This is a genomic window from Amycolatopsis iheyensis (assembly GCF_024703995.1).
Lineage (GTDB): Bacteria > Actinomycetota > Actinomycetes > Mycobacteriales > Pseudonocardiaceae > Amycolatopsis > Amycolatopsis iheyensis.
In genome coordinates this window covers 42,704-61,929 of record NZ_JAMXQV010000044.1, presented here as the reverse complement: position 1 = coordinate 61,929, position 19,226 = coordinate 42,704, and the positions used below count along the sequence as shown (strand labels likewise).

Genomic DNA, 19,226 nt, shown 5'->3' with positions numbered 1-19,226 from the left:
CGCAGCAGCCGGTGTGGCCGCCGCAGGAGCCGGGGCCGCGGGCGTCGGTGCCCGAAGGCCGGCCGCAGCAGCCGCGCCGCCCGGAGGCGCCGGGCCGCCCGCCGCTGCCGCAACGGCGACGTCAGCAGAGCCTCGTTCCGCAGTTGCGGGAAGATAAGCCCGCCACGCAGGAGCGGGAGGAGGTCCGGCTGGATTCGCCGGAGGCCGCCCGCAGCCGGCTGTCCGCCTTCCAGCAGGGCACCCGCCGCGGCCGTGACGAAGAACCAGCCGAGAACGACGACAGGTACGGAGAGCGCGACTAATGGCCAACGTCAGTGAGCTCGACTGGCTGCTGGACGACCTCGTCAAGCGGGTCGCCGGGGCGGACCGCGCGGTGGTCCTGTCCTCGGACGGCCTGCTCATCGGGCGGTCGGGGAACCTTTCCGAGGAGGACGCCGAGCACCTGTCGGCGGTGGCCTCGGCGTTCCAGAGCCTGGCCCGCGGCACCGGCCGGCACTTCGGCGGCGGCAACGTCCGCCAGACGATGGTCGAGATGGACCACGCGTTCCTGTTCGTGACGGCGGCCGGGCGGGGCGCGTGCCTCGCCCTGCTGGCCCGCGAGGACGCGGACATGGGTCTCGTCGCGTACGAGATGAACCTGATGGTGAAGCGGGTCGGCCAGGTGCTCACCTCCGCGCCGCGGACCGGCGCCGGCGTCCAGCCCACGTCGCCATGAGCGGACGGCACGAAGCCTGGTTCGACGACGAGGCCGGCCCTCTGGTCCGGTCCTACGCGGTCACGGGCGGCCGCACCCGGTCGGACACCCTCGGGCTCGACCTCATCACGCTGGTGGTCGCGCTGCGCACGGCGCACGAAGCGGGCATGCTCGAACCGGAGTACGCGCGGATCATCGCCCTGTGCCAGCGGCCGGTCTCGGTGGCCGAGGTGGCCGCCCGCGTCGACCTGCCGTTGCCCGTGGTCAAGGTGATGCTCAGCGACCTCATCGAGCAGAACCTGGTGCTGTTCCGTACCGCGGCACCGGTCCAGGAAACCCCCAACCGACACGTATTGCAGGCGGTCCTTGATGGCATCCGGAAACTCTGACCCCCGGCGGAACCTGACCGCGACCGCGGTCAAGGTACTCATCGCCGGCGGGTTCGGGGTCGGCAAGACCACGATGGTCGGTTCGGTGAGCGAAGTGCCGCCGCTGCGGACCGAAGAGGTCATCACGACCGCGTCCGAGGGCGTCGACGACCTGTCGGGGATCGAGCAGAAGACCACCACGACGGTCGCGCTCGACTTCGGCCGCATCACGATCAACCCGGACCTGATCCTGTACCTGTTCGGCACGCCGGGGCAGGACCGGTTCTGGTTCATGTGGGACGAGCTGGCCGAGGGCGCGCTCGGCGCCGTCGTGCTGGCCGACACCCGCCGGCTGGACAGCTGCTTCGCGGCGGTGGACTTCTTCGAGCGCCGCAACCTGCCGTTCGTCGTCGGCGTGAACTGCTTCGACGGCGCGTACCGCTACGGCACCGAGGAGGTCCGGCAGGCGCTCGACGTCGGCATGGACGTCCCGCTGCTGCTGTGCGACGCCCGCGAGCGGGAGTCGACGAAGCAGGTGCTGACCAGCCTGATGGAACACGTGATGGCGCGGTCCGACCTGGCGGCCGCCCAGGGCGGCTACTGATCGGACCGCGCTCGCTCAGCGGCGTCGCTTGATCAGCGTGTCGAGCGCGAACCGGCCCGGGCCGATCGCGGCGAACAGCAGGAAGATCCACGAGTAGACGGCGGCCGGCTCGCCCATGTTCTGCAGCGGCAGCAGGCCCATCGGGGCGTGCACGGTGAAGTAGGCGTAGGCCATCACACCGGAAAGCAGCAGCGCGGCCGGCCGGCTGGCGAGCCCGACGCAGAGCAGCGCCGCGCCGACGAGTTCGAACACGCTGCCCCACCAGCCGGGGAACGAGCCGAACGGGACGCCGCCGCCCTGGCCGTCGATCCCGCCGAAGAAGCCGAATCCCTGCAGGCCGTGGAAGCCGAACAGGACCGAGAGCACGATCCGGCTCGCGGAGACGACCAGCCCGGTCACCGGGTTCCTGGTCTCGGTGCGGGTGGCGGCGGCGGTCTGGGTCTCGGTGGCGATCGTGGTGGTCATGTCGGGGTTCCTTCCCTGGGTGTCCCTTGCCTTCTGCCTACGCGTCGAGTGAGTTCTCACCGGATCGACAACCCCGCGAAAAAATCTTGACCGGGTTTTCGGCAGACTGTGGGGATGGCGGGCAAACGCAGTGCCGGGCTCCTGCTCCACCGCGGGCGGGGCGAGGCCGTCGAAGTGCTGCTCGGGCACATGGGCGGGCCGTTCTGGGCGAAGAAGGACGCGGCGGCGTGGTCGCTGCCGAAGGGCGAGCTGGACCCGGACGAGGCGCCGGAGGCCGCGGCGCGGCGCGAGTTCGAGGAGGAGCTGGGCCTGCCCGCGCCACCGGGGGAGTACGTCCCGCTGGGTGAGGTGAAGCAGTCGGGCAAGACCGTCACGGCGTGGGCGGTCGAAGCCGACCTCGACCCCGTGTCGGTGGTGCCGGGGACGTTCACCATGGAGTGGCCGCCGCGCTCGGGCCGTCAGCAGGAGTTCCCGGAGCTGGACCGGGTCGAGTGGTTCTCGCTCGACGTCGCGCGCGAGAAGCTGGTCAAAGGCCAGCTGCCGTTCCTGGACCGGCTGCTCCAGCTAGTGGGTCAGTAGGGCCTCGAGCGGCTTCGCGGTGAAGGCCGGCAGCACGATGTCGGCCTGGCCGAAGTCGAGGCTCTCGGTGATGGCGTTCGGCACGGCGACGCAGGTCAGGCCGGCGGCCTTCGCGGCGGTGACGCCGTGGGGCGTGTCCTCGAAGGCGATGGCGTCGCGCGCTTCGCAGCCCAGGGCGTCGAGCGCGGCGAGGTAGAGGTCCGGGTCGGGCTTGGCCTTGTGCCGGTCCCCGGTGAGGACGGCGTCGAAGTACCCGGCGATGCCGAGCCGTTCGAGGTGCGGGTTCACCCAGGCCCCGGACGAACTGGACGCGACAGCCAGCCCGAGGCCCTGCTCCTTCGCGGTCTCGAGGTACTCGCGGACGCCCTCGCGCGGGCCCAGGTCTTCGAGGAGCCGCAGCACGTGGGCGCGGGTCTTCGGGCGCAACGCCTCGGTGTCGACACCCGGGACGCGCTCGGCGAGCAGGGCGAACATCGCGGGCGTCGTGTGCTGGGTGCCGATCACGGCGTACCAGGCTTCCAATGGCAGCTCGACGCCGTGTTCCTCGAAGACCTGCTGCCACGACCGCAGCACGGCGGACTCGGTGTCGGCGAGCGTGCCGTCGAAGTCGAAGACCAGGGCGCGGGTGGGCACGCCTGCACCCTGCCCGCTGGGTGATCGTTCAGGCAAGGGAGTTGTGACGAGCCCGAAAGGCGCTCACGGCCGCTTCCCCTCGCAGCGCGAAGAGCACTTCCTCGATCCCGCCGGGCTCGGCTCCGCTGACGGTGGTGAGCGCGATCTCGGCCGCCGACTCGAGCGGCCAGCGGTAGATCCCGGTGGAGATGGCGGGGAAGGCGACGGTCTTGGCGTGCAGCTCGTCCGCCACCCGCAGGGCGTTCCGGTGGCAGTCGGCGAGGAGCTCGGACCGGTCTTCGGTCGCCGACCACACCGGGCCGACGGTGTGCACGACCCACTGGGCCGGCAGCTTCCCGGCCGTGGTGGCGACGGCCTGCCCGGTCTTGAGGCCCTTCCCGTAGTGCCCGGCGCGCAGCTTCCGGCACGCGGCGAGGATCTCGGGGCCGCCCTTGCGGTGGATGGCCCCGTCGACCCCGCCGCCGCCGAGCAGCGAGGAGTTGGCGGCGTTGACGACGACGTCCACCTCGAGCGTGGTGATGTCGGCGTCGAGGATCCGGATGCGCATCAGCCGAGGAAGAACTCGGTCAGGACCGGGGCCAGCGCCGGCGCTTTCACGATGTGCGTCTGGCCGGGCAGCGTCCGGTACTCCGCCGAGGGCAGGATCTGCGCCAGCGTCTTGACGCCGTTGCGCATCCAGGCCGGCCCGCGGTCGCCGTCGATGGCCAGGGCCGGCATCGTCACCTGCGGCCACGCCCTCGGGAGCGGCCGCCCAGACTGGTGCCCGCCCATCACCGCGGTGTCGTACGGGAGCGTGTGGGCGACCTTCTTGAGCTTCGACCAGAACGGCATGATCCGCATGACCGCTACGGTCGCCTTGCCCAGGCCGACGCCCTCGGTCATGAACATCTTGACCGCCTTGCCGCGCTTGCCCTCGGCGAGCGCCGAGTCGAGCCGCGTCGCGTAGTCGGCCCCGACCGGCGCGCGGGTGTCGTCGATGATGAACGGCGGCTCGTACACCGCCAGTTTCGGCACGGGCAGTCCCTGGTTCGCCGCCTCGAGCGCCAACGCGGCGCCGGAGGAGATGCCGAAGAGGAACGCCTCGCCGCCCGCCTCCTTGATGAGCGCGGCGATGTCCTCGACCTCGCGCTCGACCGCGTACGGTCCGGTGTCGGCGCTCTCGCCGCGGCCGCGGCGGTCGTAGGTGTGGACGGTGAAGCGCGCGGCCAGCTCCTTCGCGAGCGCGTCGTTGGGGGACGAGCCCCGGTAGGACATCGCGCCGTCGACCAGGACGAGCGCGGGTCCGGACCCGGCGCGGGTGTAGGCGATCTTCGTGCCGTCGGCGGAAACCGTCGTGCTCATGGACCTCTCCTCGTCGCGGGTGCTCTCTCGAAGCCTACGAGAAGCCTGACATCCGACAACGCGAGCTGTCAAGAAAGAAAAATTTGTCGGTAGAGACCCTGACCCGGTCTCGGCGGGTCAGGCGCTGCGCAGGGTGAGGAGCGTGATCTCGCTGGGCGCGAAGACGCGGAACGGCGGCCCCCAGAACCCGGTGCCCCGGCTGTTGTACAGCTGGGTCGGGCCGTGCCGGGTCAGGCCGGACAGCGTCGGCTGGTCGAGCCGGACCAGGAGGTGGAACGGCCAGATCTGCCCACCGTGGGTGTGCCCGGAGATTTGCAGGTCGACGTCGGCTTCGCGGGCTTCCCGCACCTGCTTGGGCTGGTGCGCGAGCAGCACCACCGGGACGTCCGCGGGCCGGTCGGCCAGCGCCGCGGCCAGGTCGGGACCGTGGCCGGGCAGGCCGGACGACGCGCCGGTCGGGTCGTCGATGCCGGCGAACAGGATCCGGTCGCCGCCGCGTTCGAGCAGCGTCGAGCGGTTGTGCAGGGTGTCCCAGCCGAGCCCGGCCATGTGGTCGAGCCACGCCTGCGCCTCACCGAAGTACTCGTGGTTGCCGGTGATGTAGAACCGCCCGAGCCCGGCCTGCACGCCGCCGAGCGGGTCGACCTGCTTGCGGCGCTTGGCCACCGCGCCGTCGGCGAGGTCCCCGGCGTGGCAGACGACGTCCGCGTCCAGCGCGTTGACCGCCGCGACGACCTTCTCCGACCACTTCGTCCGGTCGATCGGGCCGAAGTGGGTGTCGGTCAGGACGGCGACGCGCAGCCCGTCGAGACCCGGGCCGAGCCGCGGGATGACGACGTCGGTCGCCTTCACCGGCGGCACGCGCATCGCGACGCGGTTGCCGTGCACGAGCAGCCCGGCCGCGACGACCAGGGTCGCGCCCGCGACGATCCGTGACCGCAGCGGGTCGTCGACGCCGAGCAGCGCGACCCGCAGCACCAGGCTCAGGATGCACCAGCTGAACAGCACCCAGATGATCGCGAGCAGCGAGTCGCCGACGCGGGCGGCGCCGTCGCGCTGACGACGTCCGTGGCCGAAGTACATGCCGGTCGGCATCGTGACCAGGCCCAGCGCCAGGACCGCGGTGCCGGCGATCGTGCCGGCCGCGCCCCAGTCCGGCGCCAGCACGAGCGTCCACCACGGCACGCCGAACAGCAGAAGCATCGCCAAGATCGGCACGACGACGAGTTGCCCTCTCATCGATTCAGGTTACAGCCCGTCGGGCTGTTACCGTTTTCCGCTACCCTGGGTGCGAACGAAGGGGGGACGGCCACCGTGACCACGTTGCTGGAGCTCGCCTTCCCCGCGATGACCGGCCCGACAGCGCTGGTCGCCTTCGCCTCGATCGCCGCCGCCAGCCTGCTGGTCGTGCTGCTGGTCGGCAGCACCCACCGCAGTGAGCTCGCCCTGTGGTCGGCGCCGGTGCGCAGCCGCACCACGGCCCTTCGCCGCCGCGCCCGCCGCGCCGAGTCGATCCGCCTCCGCGACCCGGGCGCCCCCGGGCGCAGCAGGCCACGAGCACCCGGTTCCCGCAGCACGGCTGCGTAGGACCACTTCCAGCGCAGCCATTCCGCACCCCCACCCCCCTTCCACTCATGCGGAGTGCTGCCCATGTTCGGCTTTCTCGACGTGCCCGTCGAAGGCGCGTACCACCTGATCCACGCGTTCACAGGCCCGCTTTCGACCGCGCTGGCCATCGTCCTGTTCACCCTGTGCGTGCGCCTCGCGCTGCACCCGCTCGCCCGGTCGGCGGCCCGCGGCGAGCGCGCCCGGGCCGCCCTGATGCCGGAAATCAAGGCCCTGCAGGCCAAGCACGGCCGCGACCGCGAGCGCCTGGCCGCGGAGATGACGAAGCTGCAGCAGGAGTCCGGGACGTCGTTGTTCGTCGGCTGCCTGCCGATGCTCCTGCAGCTGCCGTTCTTCACGATCATGTACCGGCTCTTCACGACCGCCACGATCGGCGGCGAGCCGAACTCGCTGCTCGGCGCGACACTGCTCGGGACACCGCTGGGCGCGCACGGCCTGGCCGGCAGCCCGCTGGTGTTCGTGATCGCGGCCGGGCTGGCCGTCGTCGCGTGGTTCTCGGTGCGCTGGCAGGACCGCCACCGCGACGCGACCGCGGAGGTCCCGGGCGGCAAGCTCCTGCGGCTGCTGCCCTTCGGCACGGTGCTCGCGACGCTGGTCGTGCCGCAGGCGGCCGGGATCTACCTGCTCACCACGACGGCGTGGACCGCGGCGGAACGCGCACTGCTACGACGCGGCTCGTGAGCGGCGCCAGCCGGCGACAGCCTCTTCGACATCCACCAGCGCCACCGTGAGCGGCGGACCGGTGTGGTGGTTGAGGTAGGCCTGCCGGATCCGCGTGTTGAGGTCCTCGACGACGTCCCGCACCTGCCGTTCGGTCCGCTCCCGCGTGAGCCGCTCGGGCAGGTCCTGGACCTCGCGCTTGAGCGCGAGCGCCGGCGGCAGCAACGCCTTCGTGTCGTGGCCGCCCTTGCGGACCTCGCGCAGCACCCAGTCGGTGGCCGCGTCGTTGCCGGTGGGCTTCGGCAGCGGCTTCCCGGTGCCGGGCAGGTCGTCGAACTCGCCGCGCTCCCGGGCGTCGTCGATCTGGCGGTCCACCCACCAGCGGAAGGAGACCTTGGGTGGCTTGCGAGACGTCATCGGTGGCACCCCCTCGTCCGGTTCCCAGGGTAGTCTCCCGGGCGGAGGAGCGAGGGGAACGCATGACCGTCGAACGCACTGGCGCCGAGGACGTCGACCGGACGCTCGCGCTGCTCTGGCGCGCCCGGGGCGGATCCGCCGAACCGACCAGGGGCCGCCGCCCGACGTTGACGATCGAGCGTATCGTCGCCGCGGCGATCACCGTCGCGGACGCCGACGGCCTGGCCGCCGCCTCGATGCACCGCGTCGCCAAGGAGCTCGGCGCCGGCACGATGACGCTCTACACCTACGTGCCCGGCAAGGCCGAGCTGGTGGACCTGATGGTCGACGACGTGCTCGTCGAACGGCGGCTGCCCGGGCCGGGCGAGCCGCGGCCGGGCGACTGGCGCGAGCAGGTGGCCCTCTACGCGCTGCGGACGCGCGAGGCGTACCGGAAACACCCGTGGCTGTGCGAGGTTTCGCGCGTCCGGCCGCCGCTGGGGCCGGGCCAGCTGGCCGGGCAGGAGTACCTGCTGTCCATCATGGACGAACTGGGCCTGCCCCCGCGGCAGGCCGTCGCCGCGGCCAACGGGATCGGCACGTACGTCGACGCGAACGCCGCGCTGGGCGCGGAGAACACCCGCCTCGAGCGCAGCACCGGCCAGTCGACCGAGGCGTGGTGGCACCAGCGGTCGTCGTTCTGGGAGGACTACTTCGTCGTCGACGCGCACCCGGCGATGAACCGCATCTGGCTCGGCGGCGGCTTCGACGAAAGCGCGAAGGGCCAGGGCGAAGCGGCCTACGAGTTCGGGCTGAACCGCATGCTCGACGGCATCCAGGCGCTGGTCGGCTAGCGTCGGCTGCGCCAGCGCAGCCGACGGCGCTCCTGCCGGGGCACCGAGGGCGCCGCCGGTCCCGCGTCACCGCGCAGGATGTCCCGGCACAGCGGGTCGAACCGGCCCGGCGCCTCGATCATCGGCGCCGCGAGCACCACGTGCCCGCAGACCGCCCGGAACCGCCCGTCCCGCCGCCCGGCCGCGAACTCGTCCTCGGTGACGGCGTGGGTGTAGCCGTCGGTGTCGCACCGGATGTGCACCAGGAACGGCTCCACCGGGCTCACCCCGTCGGGCTGGTCGTCGTGGATGCGGCCGGCGTCTCGGCCGAGCCGGCCGGGGTGCTGCTCGGTGCGGTGGTGCTGGTGCTGGTGGTCGGTGTGGTGCTCGTGGTCTCCGGCGGCGGCGTCGTGGTGGACGACGGCGGCGTGGTCGTCGGGGTGGTCGTGGCCGGCGACTTCGAGGTGGTCGGCGACGTGCTGGTCGTCGGGGTCGTCGACGTGCCCGGCAGCGAAGTGCCCGGCGGGGTCGTGACCGGCGGCGCGGGCGGGGCCGGGACACCGACGGGGGCGCCGGCCGCGGCGGCGTCGGGCGCGTTGGGGGTGCCGATCGGCACCTGGCTGTCCGGCAGCTGGGCCACGCCGCTGCGGTAGGCCGACGCCCACGCCATTACAGTGTCCACATAGGACTGCGAGTTGTTGTAGCGGCGTACGGCGAGCCGCTGCCCGGCGTCCGTCGAGAGGTCGAGCCCGCCCGAGCACAGGTAGCGCGCGGTGGCCAGGGCCTCGTCGTAGATGTTGTTCGGGTTCGAGACGCCATCGCCGTTGCCGTCGGAGGCGTAGCCCTTCCACGTCGCCGGGATGAACTGCGTCGGGCCGACCGCGCGGTCCCACACCGCGTCACCGTCGTACTTGCCGCCGTCGGTGTCCGGGATGGCGGCGAACGCGCCGGCGCCGTTGAGCACCGGGCCGAGGATCGGCTCCAGGGTGTCGCCGTTCGCGTTGACGTACCCGCCGCGGGCGTGGTTCGACTCGATGCGCCCGATGCTCGCGATGAGCGCCCAGTCGAGGTGGCAGCCCGGCTGCTCCTTGGCCAGGATGTCAGCGGCGTTCTTGTACGCCTTGAGCATGCTCGCCGGGATGCCGAGCGGGCCGGAGATGCCCGCCGACCCGGCGCGCCCGCCGGGCACGACCAACGGCGTCGGCAGCGGCGGCTGGGGCAGGCTGCCGTCGACGGCGATCGGCGGCATGACGACGTTGGGCGGCTGCAGCGGCGCGGCCTGGTCCGGGAGCGAACCGCCGGCGTCGGCGATCACGACCGGCGCGGGCAAGCCCGTGGTCAGCGTGGGCAGCACGACGAGCGCCCCACCGGCGAGCGCGGCCGCGGTCCGGTGGACCGCACGCGTGCCCTTGCGACGTGGCCGGTGCTTCGGCATCCTCGTCCCCGCTTCCCTCGATCTCCGCTGATCGCCTCACCCGATCGGCCCGGCGGTACTGGCCGGTAGGAGCAAGCTATCCGATGGAACCAAACTTTGGCGAATAGCACAGCAAAATCGGAGCGACGGAGAGAAGTTCGTCCTGATGGCACAAAACCTTCGTAGGGAATCTGTCACATTCACCAGGACTTAACGGGTTCCTGAGGAGAGTTTGGCCAGCAGCGCCGCCGGGACCGCGATCCCACGCGCTCGCACGTCCGAAGAAAACCGCCGGACGAGCGAATCCGACGGCGTCGCGGTGAACATGACGACATCGCGGTGCAGCGCGGGCTTAAGCCGCCGCAGCGCACCGGCGAACGTGCGGGCCAGCGCGGTCGTCGGGACCAACGCCACCCCCAAGCCGGCCGCCGCGAGCTCGGCCGCGGTTCCCGCTTGTTTCGTCCGCATCACCGCGCCGAGCGCGCTCCCGCGTCGCGCCGCCTCCTCGTCGAGCCAGCCACCGAGTCCGTTGTCCGGGTGGTAGTGCACGACCGGCAGCCCGTCGAGGTCGGCCATCGGCACCGCCGCCCGGGTCGCGAGCGGGTGGTCCGGGGCCAGCGCCAGGACGATCTCCTCGCGCCCGACCAGCTCCACCGGCCCGGTCCAACGGCTCGGGCGCGGCCCGACCGCGACGTCCGCTTCGCTCGCCTCCAGTGCCATGACCAGCGCGTTCGCGCTCGTGGTCTCGGTCAACGCGACCAGCACGTCCGGGCGATGCCGGTGCCAAGCGCGCAGCACCGGCGCGAGCAACCCGGCGGTCATGCTCTCCGCGCACGCGACCCGGAGGCTGCCTCGTCCGCCGCCGGCGACCGCACGGCCGGTCCGGACCACCCGCTCGGCGGCGGCCAGCGCGGCCCGCGCGTCGGCCAGGACCGCCCGCCCCGCGGCGGTCGGCCGCACCCCGCGCGGCAGCCGTTCGAGCACCGGCGTGCCGAGTTCCCGCTCGAGCGCGGCGATCTGGTGCGACAGCGCGGGCTGCGAGAGGTGCAGCCGCGCGGCCGCCTCGGTGATCGAGCCGGCGTCGAGCACGGCGACCAGGCACTCGAGCGACCGCAACGTAGGCATTCGCAGATTCTATCGCAACCATAGAAAACATTCGGATCGCAAGGGGATGAATCCGCGGCCGCGGTGTGCTGAAACCGGAGTGCGAAACGGAAGGAGCACGGAAATGACGTTCGAAGGAAAACGCTTGGTCGTCGTCGGCGGCGGATCGGGGATCGCCCGCCGGATCGCGGCGGACGCGCACGCGGCGGGCGCCGAAGTCGTCTTGGCCGGCCGGAATCCGGCGCGGCTCACCGAACCCGGCGTCCGGCCCGCTTTCGCCGATCTGGCGGACGAATCGTCGCTCGAAGCGCTCGCCGAAACGGTCGGCGAACTCGACTACCTGGTCGCGCTCGGCTCGGCGCCGGCGAACGGGCCGCTCGAATCGCTGGAGCGGGACGCCGTCACCAAGGCTTTCGACGCCAAGGTGATCGGGCCCCTGTTGCTGGCCAAGCACTTCGCGCCGCGGTTCCGGGACGGTGGTGCCATCGCGTTGTTCTCGGGAATCGCCGCCTGGCGGCCGACGCGCGAGCGCGCGGTCATGGCCACCACGAACGGTGCGGTGGCGTTCCTCGCCGAGGCGCTCGCGGTCGAACTCGCCCCGATCCGCGTCGTCGCGATTTCGCCCGGCATCGTCGATTCCGGCGCGTGGGACCGCCTCGGCGACGCGAAGGACGAGTTCTTCCGGCGAACCGCGGAAGCCAATCCGGCCCGCCGCGTCGGCGGCACCGCGGACGTTTCCGCGGCGACGCTCCACGCGCTGGCGAACCCGTTCGTCACGGGATCCGTCCTGCACGTCGACGGCGGCGGCCGGCTCGCCTGAAACGCTGGGTGAACGAGCCTTTACAGCGGACTGAACCATTCCTATGATCGGCCGACCGGACGCAGCGCCCGCGCCCGGTCGGCCCATGGTGGAGGGTTTGATGGCACGCAGGGCTCCGCGCGGCGAGCAGGTCACCGTCGCCGAACTGCTGGTCCGGTCTGCGCCGGTGCCGGACCGCTACCGCACGGCGGACACACACGCACGCCACCGCGAGAAACCGCAGGTCCTGCGGTCCCTGGCCCGGCTCCGGGTGCTCTCGGTGGTCGCCGGCGCGCTGGCGTTGACCGGCGGGGTCGCCACGGCGGTGTCGATGCCGGTCCAGCGCAGCGGAGGTGCGGTCTGGCCGCCGGTCGGCTTGGAGCCACCCGCGGTCGCGCTGGTGCCGTTGCCGGCGAAAGTCTCGGTGCCGCCCGCGAAGCCGGCTCCGGAATCCGTAACACCGCCCGCCGGGAATAACGACATTCCCCCGGCTGCCGCGGTCGCGGAGCCGAATTCCGGAACCGCAGCCGTTCATCGCGGGAATCTCGCGAAGGCGGTCAAGATCATCGGCAAGGTGAAACCACTGGCGAAGCTGCCGAAGCCGCCCAACCCCGAGAAAGTCCAGAGCCCGCCGAAGAAAGCGGCACCGGTGCGCCACGAGATCCCGGACTTCGCGCTGTGGTGGCGCGGGTGGGCGGGCGGCCAGGACCGGCCGATTGCCGACCCGGGCCGCCGCGACACCGGCCACCACGGCTGCGGCGGCGGCCGGCACCGCCGGTGACGTCAGACCTCGAGCGGGATCTGGTACTGCATGAACCCCTTGTCGACGGCGACCTGGTCGTAGAGCCGCCTGGCGGTCGTGTTGGAAGTCTGCGTGTGCCAGTAGACGCGGACACATCCCCGCGCCCGCGCCCAGTCGGCGACGGCTTCGATCAGCGCGCGCCCGACCCCGCGCCCGCGGGCTTTCGCGTCGGTGAACAGGTCCTGCAGGTAGCAGACGTCGGCGGAAGTCGTGCTGACGTGCGTGAAGAAGTGCACGATGCCGACGAGTTCGCCGTCGAGCCGCGCGCCGAGCGCGTGCATCCGCTCGCCACTCGCGAACTCGCGCCACGCGCGGTCCATCAGTTCCGGCGCGAGCGTCCTGCCGTAGAAAGTGTTGTAGCCGGCGAACAGGTTCTCCCAGGCTGCGCGGTCGTCCGCGGTGAGGCCCCCAAGGGTGATCATGCGCCGAGGCTAACGCGGTGGTTGACCGGTTCGATGAACACACCGGACACAACTGGTGAGTAAGGTGACGAACCCGAATCTGATTCATAGAATCGGCAGCCGGCCCGTCCCGGCCGGCACCGATCAGCGGAGGTTCCCGATGGCGCGCACGGCGCACCGTGCCAGTGGCAAGCCCGTCACCGTGGGGGAGCTGATGCTGCGGCCGGACGTCCGCGGCAGACGTCGACCCGAAGATCTCGAAGTGCTCGAACTCGCCTACCGGATGCGCCGGCGGATCGGCCCGGAGCCGCTCGTCGCGCCGACGCCGCGCTCCCGCGCGCTCGCCGTCGTCACCGGGCTTTGGCGGCGCAAGCCGCGGTAGCCCTCCCGCGCTCTCCCCGCAGGCCACCCTCCCCGAGGGTGGCCTTTTTCGTGCGCCTCGCGCATCGCTGATGCGCGAACTTGCACACTATGACGATTGACGACGCACAAAACTGCACCTAACGTGACAGCTGTTGCGCACAACCGGCACGGATGGGGAGCTGATGAGCGGGACCTTGATGGCGGCGGAGATCGCCAGCCAGCCCGGCTGCTGGCGCCAGGCGGGCACGCTCGCCGCGGCGAACACCGGGTGGCTGCCCGCCCCGGGCACCCGGGTGGCGATCGTCGGCTGCGGGACGTCGTGGTTCATCGGCCAGGCGTACGCGGCCCTGCGGGAAAGCGCCGGGCTCGGCGAGACAGACGCCTTCGCCGCCTCCGAGTTCCCGGCCGGCCGCGGCTACGACCACGTGCTCGCGCTGAGCCGCTCGGGCACGACGACCGAGGTGCACACCCTGCTCGCGAAGCTGCGCGGCCAGGTGAAGACCACCGCGATCACCGGCGTGCCCGCCGCGATCGCGGACGCCGCCGACGCGATCGTCGACCTGTCCGCGGTGGACGAACGCTCGGTCGTGCAGACCCGGTTCGCCACGACCGCCCTCGCGATGTTGCGCGCGCACCTGGGCGAAGACCTGACCGGCGTCATCGCGCAAGCGGAAGAAGTGCTGGCCGCGCCGCTGCCCGCGGAGCTGACCGAGGCGGAGCAGATCAGCTTCCTCGGCACCGGCTGGTCGGTCGGGATCGCGAACGAGGCCGCGCTCAAGTTCCGCGAGGCGTGTCTGCTGTGGACGGAGTCGTACCCGGCGTGGGACTACCGGCACGGCCCGATCAGCATCAGCGAGCCGGGCCGGGTGACCTGGATGTTCGGTCGCGCACCGGCCGGCCTGGCCGACGACGTCCGCCGCGCGGGCGGCACGTTCGTCGAGAGCGGCCTCGACCCGCTCGCCGACCTCGTGCGCGCGCAGCTCGTGGCCGGCGCGATGGCCCGGCGCAAAGGGCTGGACCCGGACAGTCCCCGCAGCCTGACGCGATCCGTCGTCCTCACATGATCGTCACCGTGACGCCGAACACCGCGCTCGACGTCACGTACACGGTGGACGAGCTGAGGCCCGGCGCGGTGCACCGAGCGCGGGAGGTCCGGCACCGCGCGGGCGGCAAGGGCGTCAACGTCGCCCGGGTGCTGCACGCATTGGGAGTCGACGTCCGCGCGGTCGTGACGGCAGGCGGCGCGACCGGCACCGCGGTAGCGGCGGACCTCGCAGCCGCCGGCCTGGCCGCGGACGTGGTCCCGATCGCGGGCGAAACCCGCCGCACCACGACGATCCTCGGCAGCGGCGGAGCAACGCTCCTCAACGAACCGGGACCCGAGCTCGGCTCGGCCGAGTGGACGGCGCTGGCCGCGGCGGTCGCGCGGAGCCGGCCGGAGGTACTGGTGTGTTCAGGCAGCCTGCCACCCGGCGCACCAGCCGACGCCTACGGGCGACTGCTCGCGAGCTGCCCCTCGGGCTCCGGGCCGCCCGCCACGTGGTTGTCCATCTTGGACACGTCCGGGCCAGCGCTGCTCACCGGGCTGGCCGGGAAGCCGACCGTGGTCAAACCGAACATCGAAGAACTGCGCGAGGTCACCGGCCTCGAAGACCCCGTCGCGGCAGCCACCGAGCTACGGCGCGCGGGTGCCGGCGCAGTAGTCGTCTCACTCGGCGCCGAAGGGCTGCTCGCGGTCACGCCCGCGGGCACCTGGCAGGCGACACCGTCCACCGCGCTCACCGGCAACAGCACGGGCGCGGGGGACGCCGTGGTCGCGGCCCTGGCCCTCGGGCTGAGCCGCCGCGAGCCGTGGCCGGAGCTGCTGCGCCGTGCGGTCGCGCTGTCCGGCGCGGCGGTGCTCGGCCCACTCGCCGGCGATGTCGACCTCGCGCACTACCACCGGGAACGGGAGCTGGTCGCGGTGCGCGCCCAGCCGGAACGGGAGTCCTGATGCCGCTGGTGGCTACCGGCGAGATCGTTGCGGAGGCAGCGTCTGCCCGGCGGGGCTGCGGTGCCTTCAACGCGATCCAGCTCGAACACATCACCGCGATCGTGGAGGGCGCGGCACTGGCCGGCGCCCCGGTGATCGTGCAGCTCAGCCAGAACGCCGTGCGCTACCACGGCGCACTGGCGCCGATCGGCGGCGCCGCGCTGGCCGCAGCCCGCGCGGCCGAGGCCCGTGTCGCCGTGCACCTCGACCACGCTGAGTCGCGCGAGCTGGTGCGCGAAGCCGTCGCACTCGGCTTCGGCTCCGTCATGTTCGACGCGTCCAAACTGGACTACGCGGCCAACGTGCGCGAGACCCGCGAGGTCGCCGCGTTCTGCCACGACCACGGCGTCTGGGTGGAGGCCGAGCTGGGCGAGATCGGCGGCAAGGACGGTGTGCACGCACCGGGCGCCCGCACTGACCCGGACGAGGCGGCGGAGTTCGCCGCGGCCACGGGCGTCGACGCGCTCGCCGTCGCCGTCGGCAGCTCGCACGCGATGCTGACCCGGGACGCCACTTTGGACTTCGACCTGATCGCGCGGCTGCGCGCTCGCGTGCCGGTGCCGCTGGTGCTGCACGGCTCATCCGGCGTGTCCGACGAGGGGCTCGCCGAAGCCGTGCGGGCGGGGATGACGAAGGTCAACATCGCCACCCAGCTCAACAAGGTGTTCACCGCAGCCGCGGCGGGCGACTGGCGAGCCCACCCCGAGCGCGTCGACCCACGCAAGTACTTGGGCGCGGGCCGAGACGCCGTGACGGCCGAAGTGCGCCGGTTGCTGCAGGTGCTTGTGTTGACAGATGCGTGAAAGCAAACGAAACTGCGCACTAACGCGCAGAATCTGCGTGATATTCGATCTCGATCCAGGTGGTGGCGGATGCGACGAAGCAAAGTCATGGCGTGTGCGGTGGGGGCCTCACTCCTCCTGGCGGGTTGCGGCGGTGGCGCCGACGTCGGCGGCGGAACCGGCGAGAACGCACTGCCCGGCGTCGACCAGTACCTCAACGCCCCGTGTCCCGAAGCCGCCGTCAAACCGGCCACGGACAAGGAGTTCACCTACTGGGCCATGTGGACTGCCGACGAGCCCCAGGGCAAGGTCCTGCAGAAGGCGGTCAAGTGCTTCCAGGAGAAGACCGGCGTCAAGGTGAACGTCCAGTGGCTCGGACGCAAGGCCTACACGCAGAACCTGGTGCCCGCGCTGAACACCGACACGGTGCCGGATCTGTTCGACCAGGACGTCAGCAAGGTCGGCGCGGCGATCATGACCCCGGGCGGCACGCAGAGCGTCGACGACGTCTTCGCGATGAAGGTCGGTGAGGGCGACAAGACCGTCAAGGACGTGCTGTCCGCGAGCTCGTACGACTTCCCGCAGAACAAGGACCACGAGGGCCACAACTTCATGGTCCCCTACACCGTGCAGTCCAGCGCCTGGTGGTTCAACAAGGACGCCGGCGACGTCCAGCAGCCGAAGACGATGGACGAGCTGACCGCGTTGTTCGACAAGGCGAAGGCCGACGGCAAGGCGGCGATCAGCCAGGACGGCGACATCCCGTTCTACAACATGTACTTCTTCACGCAGCTCGCCGAGCGCTTCGTCGGCTCGGGTGGGCTCAACAAGGCCGCGACGGACAAGACCGGCCAGGCCTGGAAGACCGACCCCGGCTTCCTCAAAGCGGCGACCGAAACCGCGAAGCTCCCGAAGTACTTCATCGACGGCTGGGACGCGGCGAAGTTCCCGCAGGTGCAGCAACGCTGGGCCGACGGCGACTCGCGCTACCTCTACGTCGGCACCTGGGCGCCGAGCGAGACTCGCGAGTACCTGGACAAGCAGGGCGCAGGCACGAAAATCAACTACGGCTCGTTCCAGTTCCCGATGCCGACCGGTGCCACGCACGACACCGTCGAGCAGATGTCGATCGGCTTCGCGGTGACGAAGAAGGCCAAGCACGCCGAGGCCGCGAAGGCGTTCATCGCGTACTTCCTGAACAAGGACATCCTCTCGGGCATCCCGGCGGTGGCCGACAACCTCGTGCCCCGCGCGGACCTCGCCGTGCCGGACGACCTCAAGCAGGTCAAGGCCGCGATGGACGACCCGAAGAAGGAGCACGTCCTGCAGTACGACGGGCTCGACGGAATCGCCGGCGGCAAGTGGCAGACCGACGTCTTCGACCCGGCGGACACCGCGTTGTTGAAGGGTCAGATCAGCCCGCAGCAGTTCGTCGACCAGCTGGCGGCCAAGGGCGCCGAGTTCTGGAAGAGCCAAGGCTGATGGCGACACTCACGACAACGCCGGCGGCGCGGGTCGCGGAAACCCGCACCGCCGGCGGCGCGCACCTGCGCCGCAAGAAACGGCTGTTCTGGCCGTTCGCGGCGCCCGCGCTGACGCTGTACCTGGCCTTTCTGGTGTTGCCGACACTCGCCACGGTGGTGCTGAGCTTCACCAGCTGGGCCGGCGCCGGGGACACGCCGCAGCCCAACGGCGTCACGAACTACACGCGGATGTGGGCGAGCGACTCGTTCCAGTACGCCTTCCGCAACACGCTGGTGTATGTCTTCCTGGGTGGCATCGGCACGTTCGCGCTGGCGTTCCTGTTCACGATGGTGCTGCGCGACATGCGCGGCGGCAAGATCGTCCGGGCCATCCTGTTCTTCCCGAACATCGTCGCGCCGGTGGCCCTCGGGATGTTCCTCGGGTTCGTGTTCAAGTACCAGCCGGGCAAGCAGGGGCTGGCGAACTACGTCCTGGAGCACATCGGCGCCGACGCGGCGAAGTTCCTGGCCCCGGCCAACGTGACCGGCGTGGTGACGGCGTCGTTGATCTGGGCCAGCTCGGGTTTCTACATCACGATCCTGATGGCGGCGGTGGACCGCATCCCGCCATATCTGTACGAGGACGCGGAGCTCGGCGGCGCGTCACCATGGCAGAAGTTCCGCAACATCACGCTGCCGATGACCTGGGACGTCGTCGGCGTCGCCGGTGTCCTGTGGACGATCAACGCACTGAAGATCTTCGAGCTGGTGTTCGTGCTGGCTGGACCGGGCACGTACGCCCCTCCGAACCAGGCGTGGACGCTAGGGATCTACGTGTTCGACCGGACCTTCGGCTCCAACGGCACCCCGGACTTCGGGGCCGCCTGTGCTTGCGCGGTGGCGATGATCGCGCTGGTGTCCGTCCTCGTCGTGCTGCTGAGGCGGGTGATGCGCCGTGACGCTCTCCAGTTCTGAGGTCCGTGTGCGGAAGGCGCCCCGCAAACCCCGGCCGGCACCCGGCTCGCGCCGGTTCAGTCCGCTGCGCCTGGTGGGGTCGGCGATCGTCTGGCTGTTCACCGCCGGGAATGTGCTGGTGCTGTACTGGCTGGTCACGGCCGCGTTCAAGACGCCGGTGGAGATCTTCACGAAGCCGTTCGCCCTGCCGTACCAGTGGTTCCACCTCGGCAAGCCGTTCCGCAATTTCGTCTACGCATGGAACAACGCCGGGTTCGGCGACGCCGTTCTGACGACCGTGGTGCTGGTTGGGCTGGCCACCGTGGCGACGGTGGCCGTGTCGGCCCCCTGCGCGTACGCCCTGACCAGGCTCGGAGTGCGCGGGTCGGGGCCGATGACGAACGTGGTCGCGATCGGCATGGGGGTGCCGTTCCAGACGGTGATCATCCCGCTGTTCGTGGTGCTGAGCCGGATTCACCTGGACAACGAGTACGGCCTGTTCGTGCTGTACGTCGCCCTGTCGATCCCCTTCACGGTGTTCCTGCTGACCGGCTTCTTCCGGTCCTTGCCGGACGAGCTGGAGGAAGCCGCCGCTTTGGATGGTGCGTCGCCGGTCCGGACGTTCTTTTCGGTGATGCTGCCGCTGGCCCGCGGCGGCCTGATCACGGCGCTGACGTTGAACGCGATCGGCCTGTGGAACGAGACGCTGCTGGCGATCGTGTTCCTCAAGGACCAGGCGCACTTCACGCTGTCTCGCGCGCTGTTCACGTTCTACGGAGCGGCGAGCTACCAGTCGGAGTACGGCGGGCTGATCGCCGGGGTGGCGATCGTCGTGCTCCCGATGCTCGTGCTGTACCTCGTGCTCGCCCGCCGGATCATCACCGGCCTGACCCTCGGCGCCGGAAAGTAGGAC

Annotated in this window: 26 protein-coding genes and 1 pseudogene; 17 read left to right on the top strand and 10 right to left on the bottom strand. The window is 71.2% G+C overall.

Annotated elements, in window-relative coordinates:
* The 4 genes and pseudogenes from M8542_RS47140 to M8542_RS47125 form a co-directional block, all read left to right on the top strand.
* Positions 1-302 (top strand): annotated as a pseudogene (locus M8542_RS47140) (histidine kinase); the annotation flags it as partial.
* Entirely contained in the window at positions 302-715 is a 414-nt protein-coding gene (locus M8542_RS47135) for a roadblock/LC7 domain-containing protein (RefSeq protein WP_072476758.1), read from the top strand. The pseudogene M8542_RS47140 and the gene M8542_RS47135, both read left to right, overlap by 1 nt.
* On the top strand, positions 712-1,083 hold the full coding sequence (locus M8542_RS47130; protein WP_072476759.1) for a DUF742 domain-containing protein: 372 nt from the start codon (positions 712-714) through the stop codon (positions 1,081-1,083). Before M8542_RS47135 ends, M8542_RS47130 begins: the two co-directional genes overlap by 4 nt.
* Positions 1,064-1,666, top strand: a complete 603-nt coding sequence (locus M8542_RS47125) for a GTP-binding protein (protein WP_086674902.1) — start codon at positions 1,064-1,066, stop codon at positions 1,664-1,666. Before M8542_RS47130 ends, M8542_RS47125 begins: the two co-directional genes overlap by 20 nt.
* Before the next feature lie 15 nt (positions 1,667-1,681).
* On the opposite strand, the gene M8542_RS47120 is transcribed toward M8542_RS47125, so the two are convergent.
* Positions 1,682-2,131, bottom strand: coding sequence for a DoxX family protein (locus M8542_RS47120; RefSeq protein WP_257926955.1), 450 nt, complete (start codon positions 2,129-2,131; stop codon positions 1,682-1,684).
* Between the two features lie 114 nt (positions 2,132-2,245).
* Here M8542_RS47120 and M8542_RS47115 point away from each other — a divergent pair, with 114 nt between their 5' ends.
* Positions 2,246-2,710: an NUDIX hydrolase gene (locus M8542_RS47115; RefSeq protein WP_257926954.1), complete on the top strand. Its 465-nt coding sequence runs from the start codon at positions 2,246-2,248 to the stop codon at positions 2,708-2,710.
* Here M8542_RS47115 and M8542_RS47110 read toward each other — a convergent pair.
* From M8542_RS47110 to M8542_RS47095, 4 genes are all read right to left on the bottom strand, one after another.
* Positions 2,696-3,343 carry an HAD family hydrolase gene (locus M8542_RS47110; protein WP_257926953.1) on the bottom strand — a complete coding sequence of 216 codons (648 nt, stop codon included), beginning with the start codon at positions 3,341-3,343 and terminating at the stop codon, positions 2,696-2,698. The two genes, M8542_RS47115 and M8542_RS47110, sit on opposite strands and share 15 nt — an antisense overlap.
* Positions 3,344-3,371: 28 nt before the next feature.
* Positions 3,372-3,890, bottom strand: coding sequence for an O-acetyl-ADP-ribose deacetylase (locus tag M8542_RS47105; RefSeq protein ID WP_257926952.1), 519 nt, complete (start codon positions 3,888-3,890; stop codon positions 3,372-3,374).
* A complete protein-coding gene (locus tag M8542_RS47100; RefSeq protein WP_257926951.1) occupies positions 3,890-4,684 on the bottom strand; it encodes an alpha/beta fold hydrolase in 795 nt (264 codons plus the stop codon). The genes M8542_RS47105 and M8542_RS47100 overlap by 1 nt, the downstream gene beginning before the upstream one ends.
* Positions 4,685-4,801: 117 nt before the next feature.
* The gene (locus tag M8542_RS47095) at positions 4,802-5,923 is read right to left on the bottom strand and encodes a metallophosphoesterase (RefSeq protein WP_257926950.1); all 1,122 of its coding nucleotides are present in this window, start codon (positions 5,921-5,923) and stop codon (positions 4,802-4,804) included.
* Positions 5,924-5,998: 75 nt separating this feature from the next.
* Here M8542_RS47095 and M8542_RS47090 point away from each other — a divergent pair, with 75 nt between their 5' ends.
* Together M8542_RS47090 and M8542_RS47085 are read left to right on the top strand one after the other, a co-directional pair.
* On the top strand, positions 5,999-6,271 hold the full coding sequence (locus tag M8542_RS47090) for a DUF6412 domain-containing protein (RefSeq protein WP_257926949.1): 273 nt from the start codon (positions 5,999-6,001) through the stop codon (positions 6,269-6,271).
* A gap of 63 nt (positions 6,272-6,334) precedes the next feature.
* Positions 6,335-6,991: a YidC/Oxa1 family membrane protein insertase gene (locus M8542_RS47085; protein ID WP_257926948.1), complete on the top strand. Its 657-nt coding sequence runs from the start codon at positions 6,335-6,337 to the stop codon at positions 6,989-6,991.
* Here M8542_RS47085 and M8542_RS47080 read toward each other — a convergent pair.
* Positions 6,974-7,387 carry a DnaJ family domain-containing protein gene (locus M8542_RS47080; RefSeq protein WP_257926947.1) on the bottom strand — a complete coding sequence of 138 codons (414 nt, stop codon included), beginning with the start codon at positions 7,385-7,387 and terminating at the stop codon, positions 6,974-6,976. The genes M8542_RS47085 and M8542_RS47080 overlap by 18 nt on opposite strands.
* Before the next feature lie 62 nt (positions 7,388-7,449).
* Between M8542_RS47080 and M8542_RS47075 the strand changes: the two genes are divergently transcribed.
* A complete protein-coding gene (locus M8542_RS47075) occupies positions 7,450-8,220 on the top strand; it encodes a TetR/AcrR family transcriptional regulator (protein WP_257926946.1) in 771 nt (256 codons plus the stop codon).
* Here M8542_RS47075 and M8542_RS47070 read toward each other — a convergent pair.
* From M8542_RS47070 to M8542_RS47060, 3 genes are all read right to left on the bottom strand, one after another.
* On the bottom strand, positions 8,217-8,477 hold the full coding sequence (locus M8542_RS47070; protein ID WP_257926945.1) for a hypothetical protein: 261 nt from the start codon (positions 8,475-8,477) through the stop codon (positions 8,217-8,219). The two genes, M8542_RS47075 and M8542_RS47070, sit on opposite strands and share 4 nt — an antisense overlap.
* Before the next feature lie 5 nt (positions 8,478-8,482).
* Positions 8,483-9,634 carry a lytic transglycosylase domain-containing protein gene (locus M8542_RS47065; protein WP_257926944.1) on the bottom strand — a complete coding sequence of 384 codons (1,152 nt, stop codon included), beginning with the start codon at positions 9,632-9,634 and terminating at the stop codon, positions 8,483-8,485.
* 189 nt (positions 9,635-9,823) lie between these two features.
* On the bottom strand, positions 9,824-10,738 hold the full coding sequence (locus M8542_RS47060) for a LysR family transcriptional regulator (protein ID WP_257926943.1): 915 nt from the start codon (positions 10,736-10,738) through the stop codon (positions 9,824-9,826).
* Between the two features lie 103 nt (positions 10,739-10,841).
* On the opposite strand from M8542_RS47060, the gene M8542_RS47055 reads away from it, so the two are divergent.
* Positions 10,842-11,537: an SDR family oxidoreductase gene (locus M8542_RS47055; RefSeq protein ID WP_257926941.1), complete on the top strand. Its 696-nt coding sequence runs from the start codon at positions 10,842-10,844 to the stop codon at positions 11,535-11,537.
* Positions 11,538-11,637: 100 nt separating this feature from the next.
* Entirely contained in the window at positions 11,638-12,297 is a 660-nt protein-coding gene (locus M8542_RS47050) for a hypothetical protein (RefSeq protein WP_257926940.1), read from the top strand.
* A gap of 2 nt (positions 12,298-12,299) precedes the next feature.
* On the opposite strand, the gene M8542_RS47045 is transcribed toward M8542_RS47050, so the two are convergent.
* On the bottom strand, positions 12,300-12,740 hold the full coding sequence (locus tag M8542_RS47045) for a GNAT family N-acetyltransferase (RefSeq protein ID WP_257926939.1): 441 nt from the start codon (positions 12,738-12,740) through the stop codon (positions 12,300-12,302).
* A 139-nt stretch (positions 12,741-12,879) separates the two neighbouring features.
* On the opposite strand from M8542_RS47045, the gene M8542_RS47040 reads away from it, so the two are divergent.
* From M8542_RS47040 to M8542_RS47010, 7 genes are all read left to right on the top strand, one after another.
* Complete coding sequence (locus tag M8542_RS47040; protein ID WP_257926938.1) at positions 12,880-13,101, top strand: hypothetical protein; 222 nt, start codon at positions 12,880-12,882, stop codon at positions 13,099-13,101.
* Between the two features lie 163 nt (positions 13,102-13,264).
* Complete coding sequence (locus M8542_RS47035) at positions 13,265-14,146, top strand: SIS domain-containing protein (protein ID WP_257926937.1); 882 nt, start codon at positions 13,265-13,267, stop codon at positions 14,144-14,146.
* Complete coding sequence (locus M8542_RS47030; protein WP_257926936.1) at positions 14,143-15,075, top strand: 1-phosphofructokinase family hexose kinase; 933 nt, start codon at positions 14,143-14,145, stop codon at positions 15,073-15,075. Before M8542_RS47035 ends, M8542_RS47030 begins: the two co-directional genes overlap by 4 nt.
* Positions 15,075-15,917, top strand: a complete 843-nt coding sequence (locus tag M8542_RS47025) for a class II fructose-bisphosphate aldolase (protein WP_257926935.1) — start codon at positions 15,075-15,077, stop codon at positions 15,915-15,917. Before M8542_RS47030 ends, M8542_RS47025 begins: the two co-directional genes overlap by 1 nt.
* 69 nt (positions 15,918-15,986) lie before the next feature.
* Positions 15,987-17,378, top strand: a complete 1,392-nt coding sequence (locus M8542_RS47020; protein ID WP_257926934.1) for an ABC transporter substrate-binding protein — start codon at positions 15,987-15,989, stop codon at positions 17,376-17,378.
* Complete coding sequence (locus tag M8542_RS47015; protein ID WP_257926933.1) at positions 17,378-18,334, top strand: carbohydrate ABC transporter permease; 957 nt, start codon at positions 17,378-17,380, stop codon at positions 18,332-18,334. The genes M8542_RS47020 and M8542_RS47015 overlap by 1 nt, the downstream gene beginning before the upstream one ends.
* 73 nt (positions 18,335-18,407) lie before the next feature.
* Positions 18,408-19,223 (top strand): carbohydrate ABC transporter permease, encoded by an 816-nt coding sequence (locus tag M8542_RS47010; RefSeq protein ID WP_257926932.1) that lies wholly within the window; start codon positions 18,408-18,410, stop codon positions 19,221-19,223.
* The last annotated feature ends 3 nt before the right edge of the window (positions 19,224-19,226 follow it).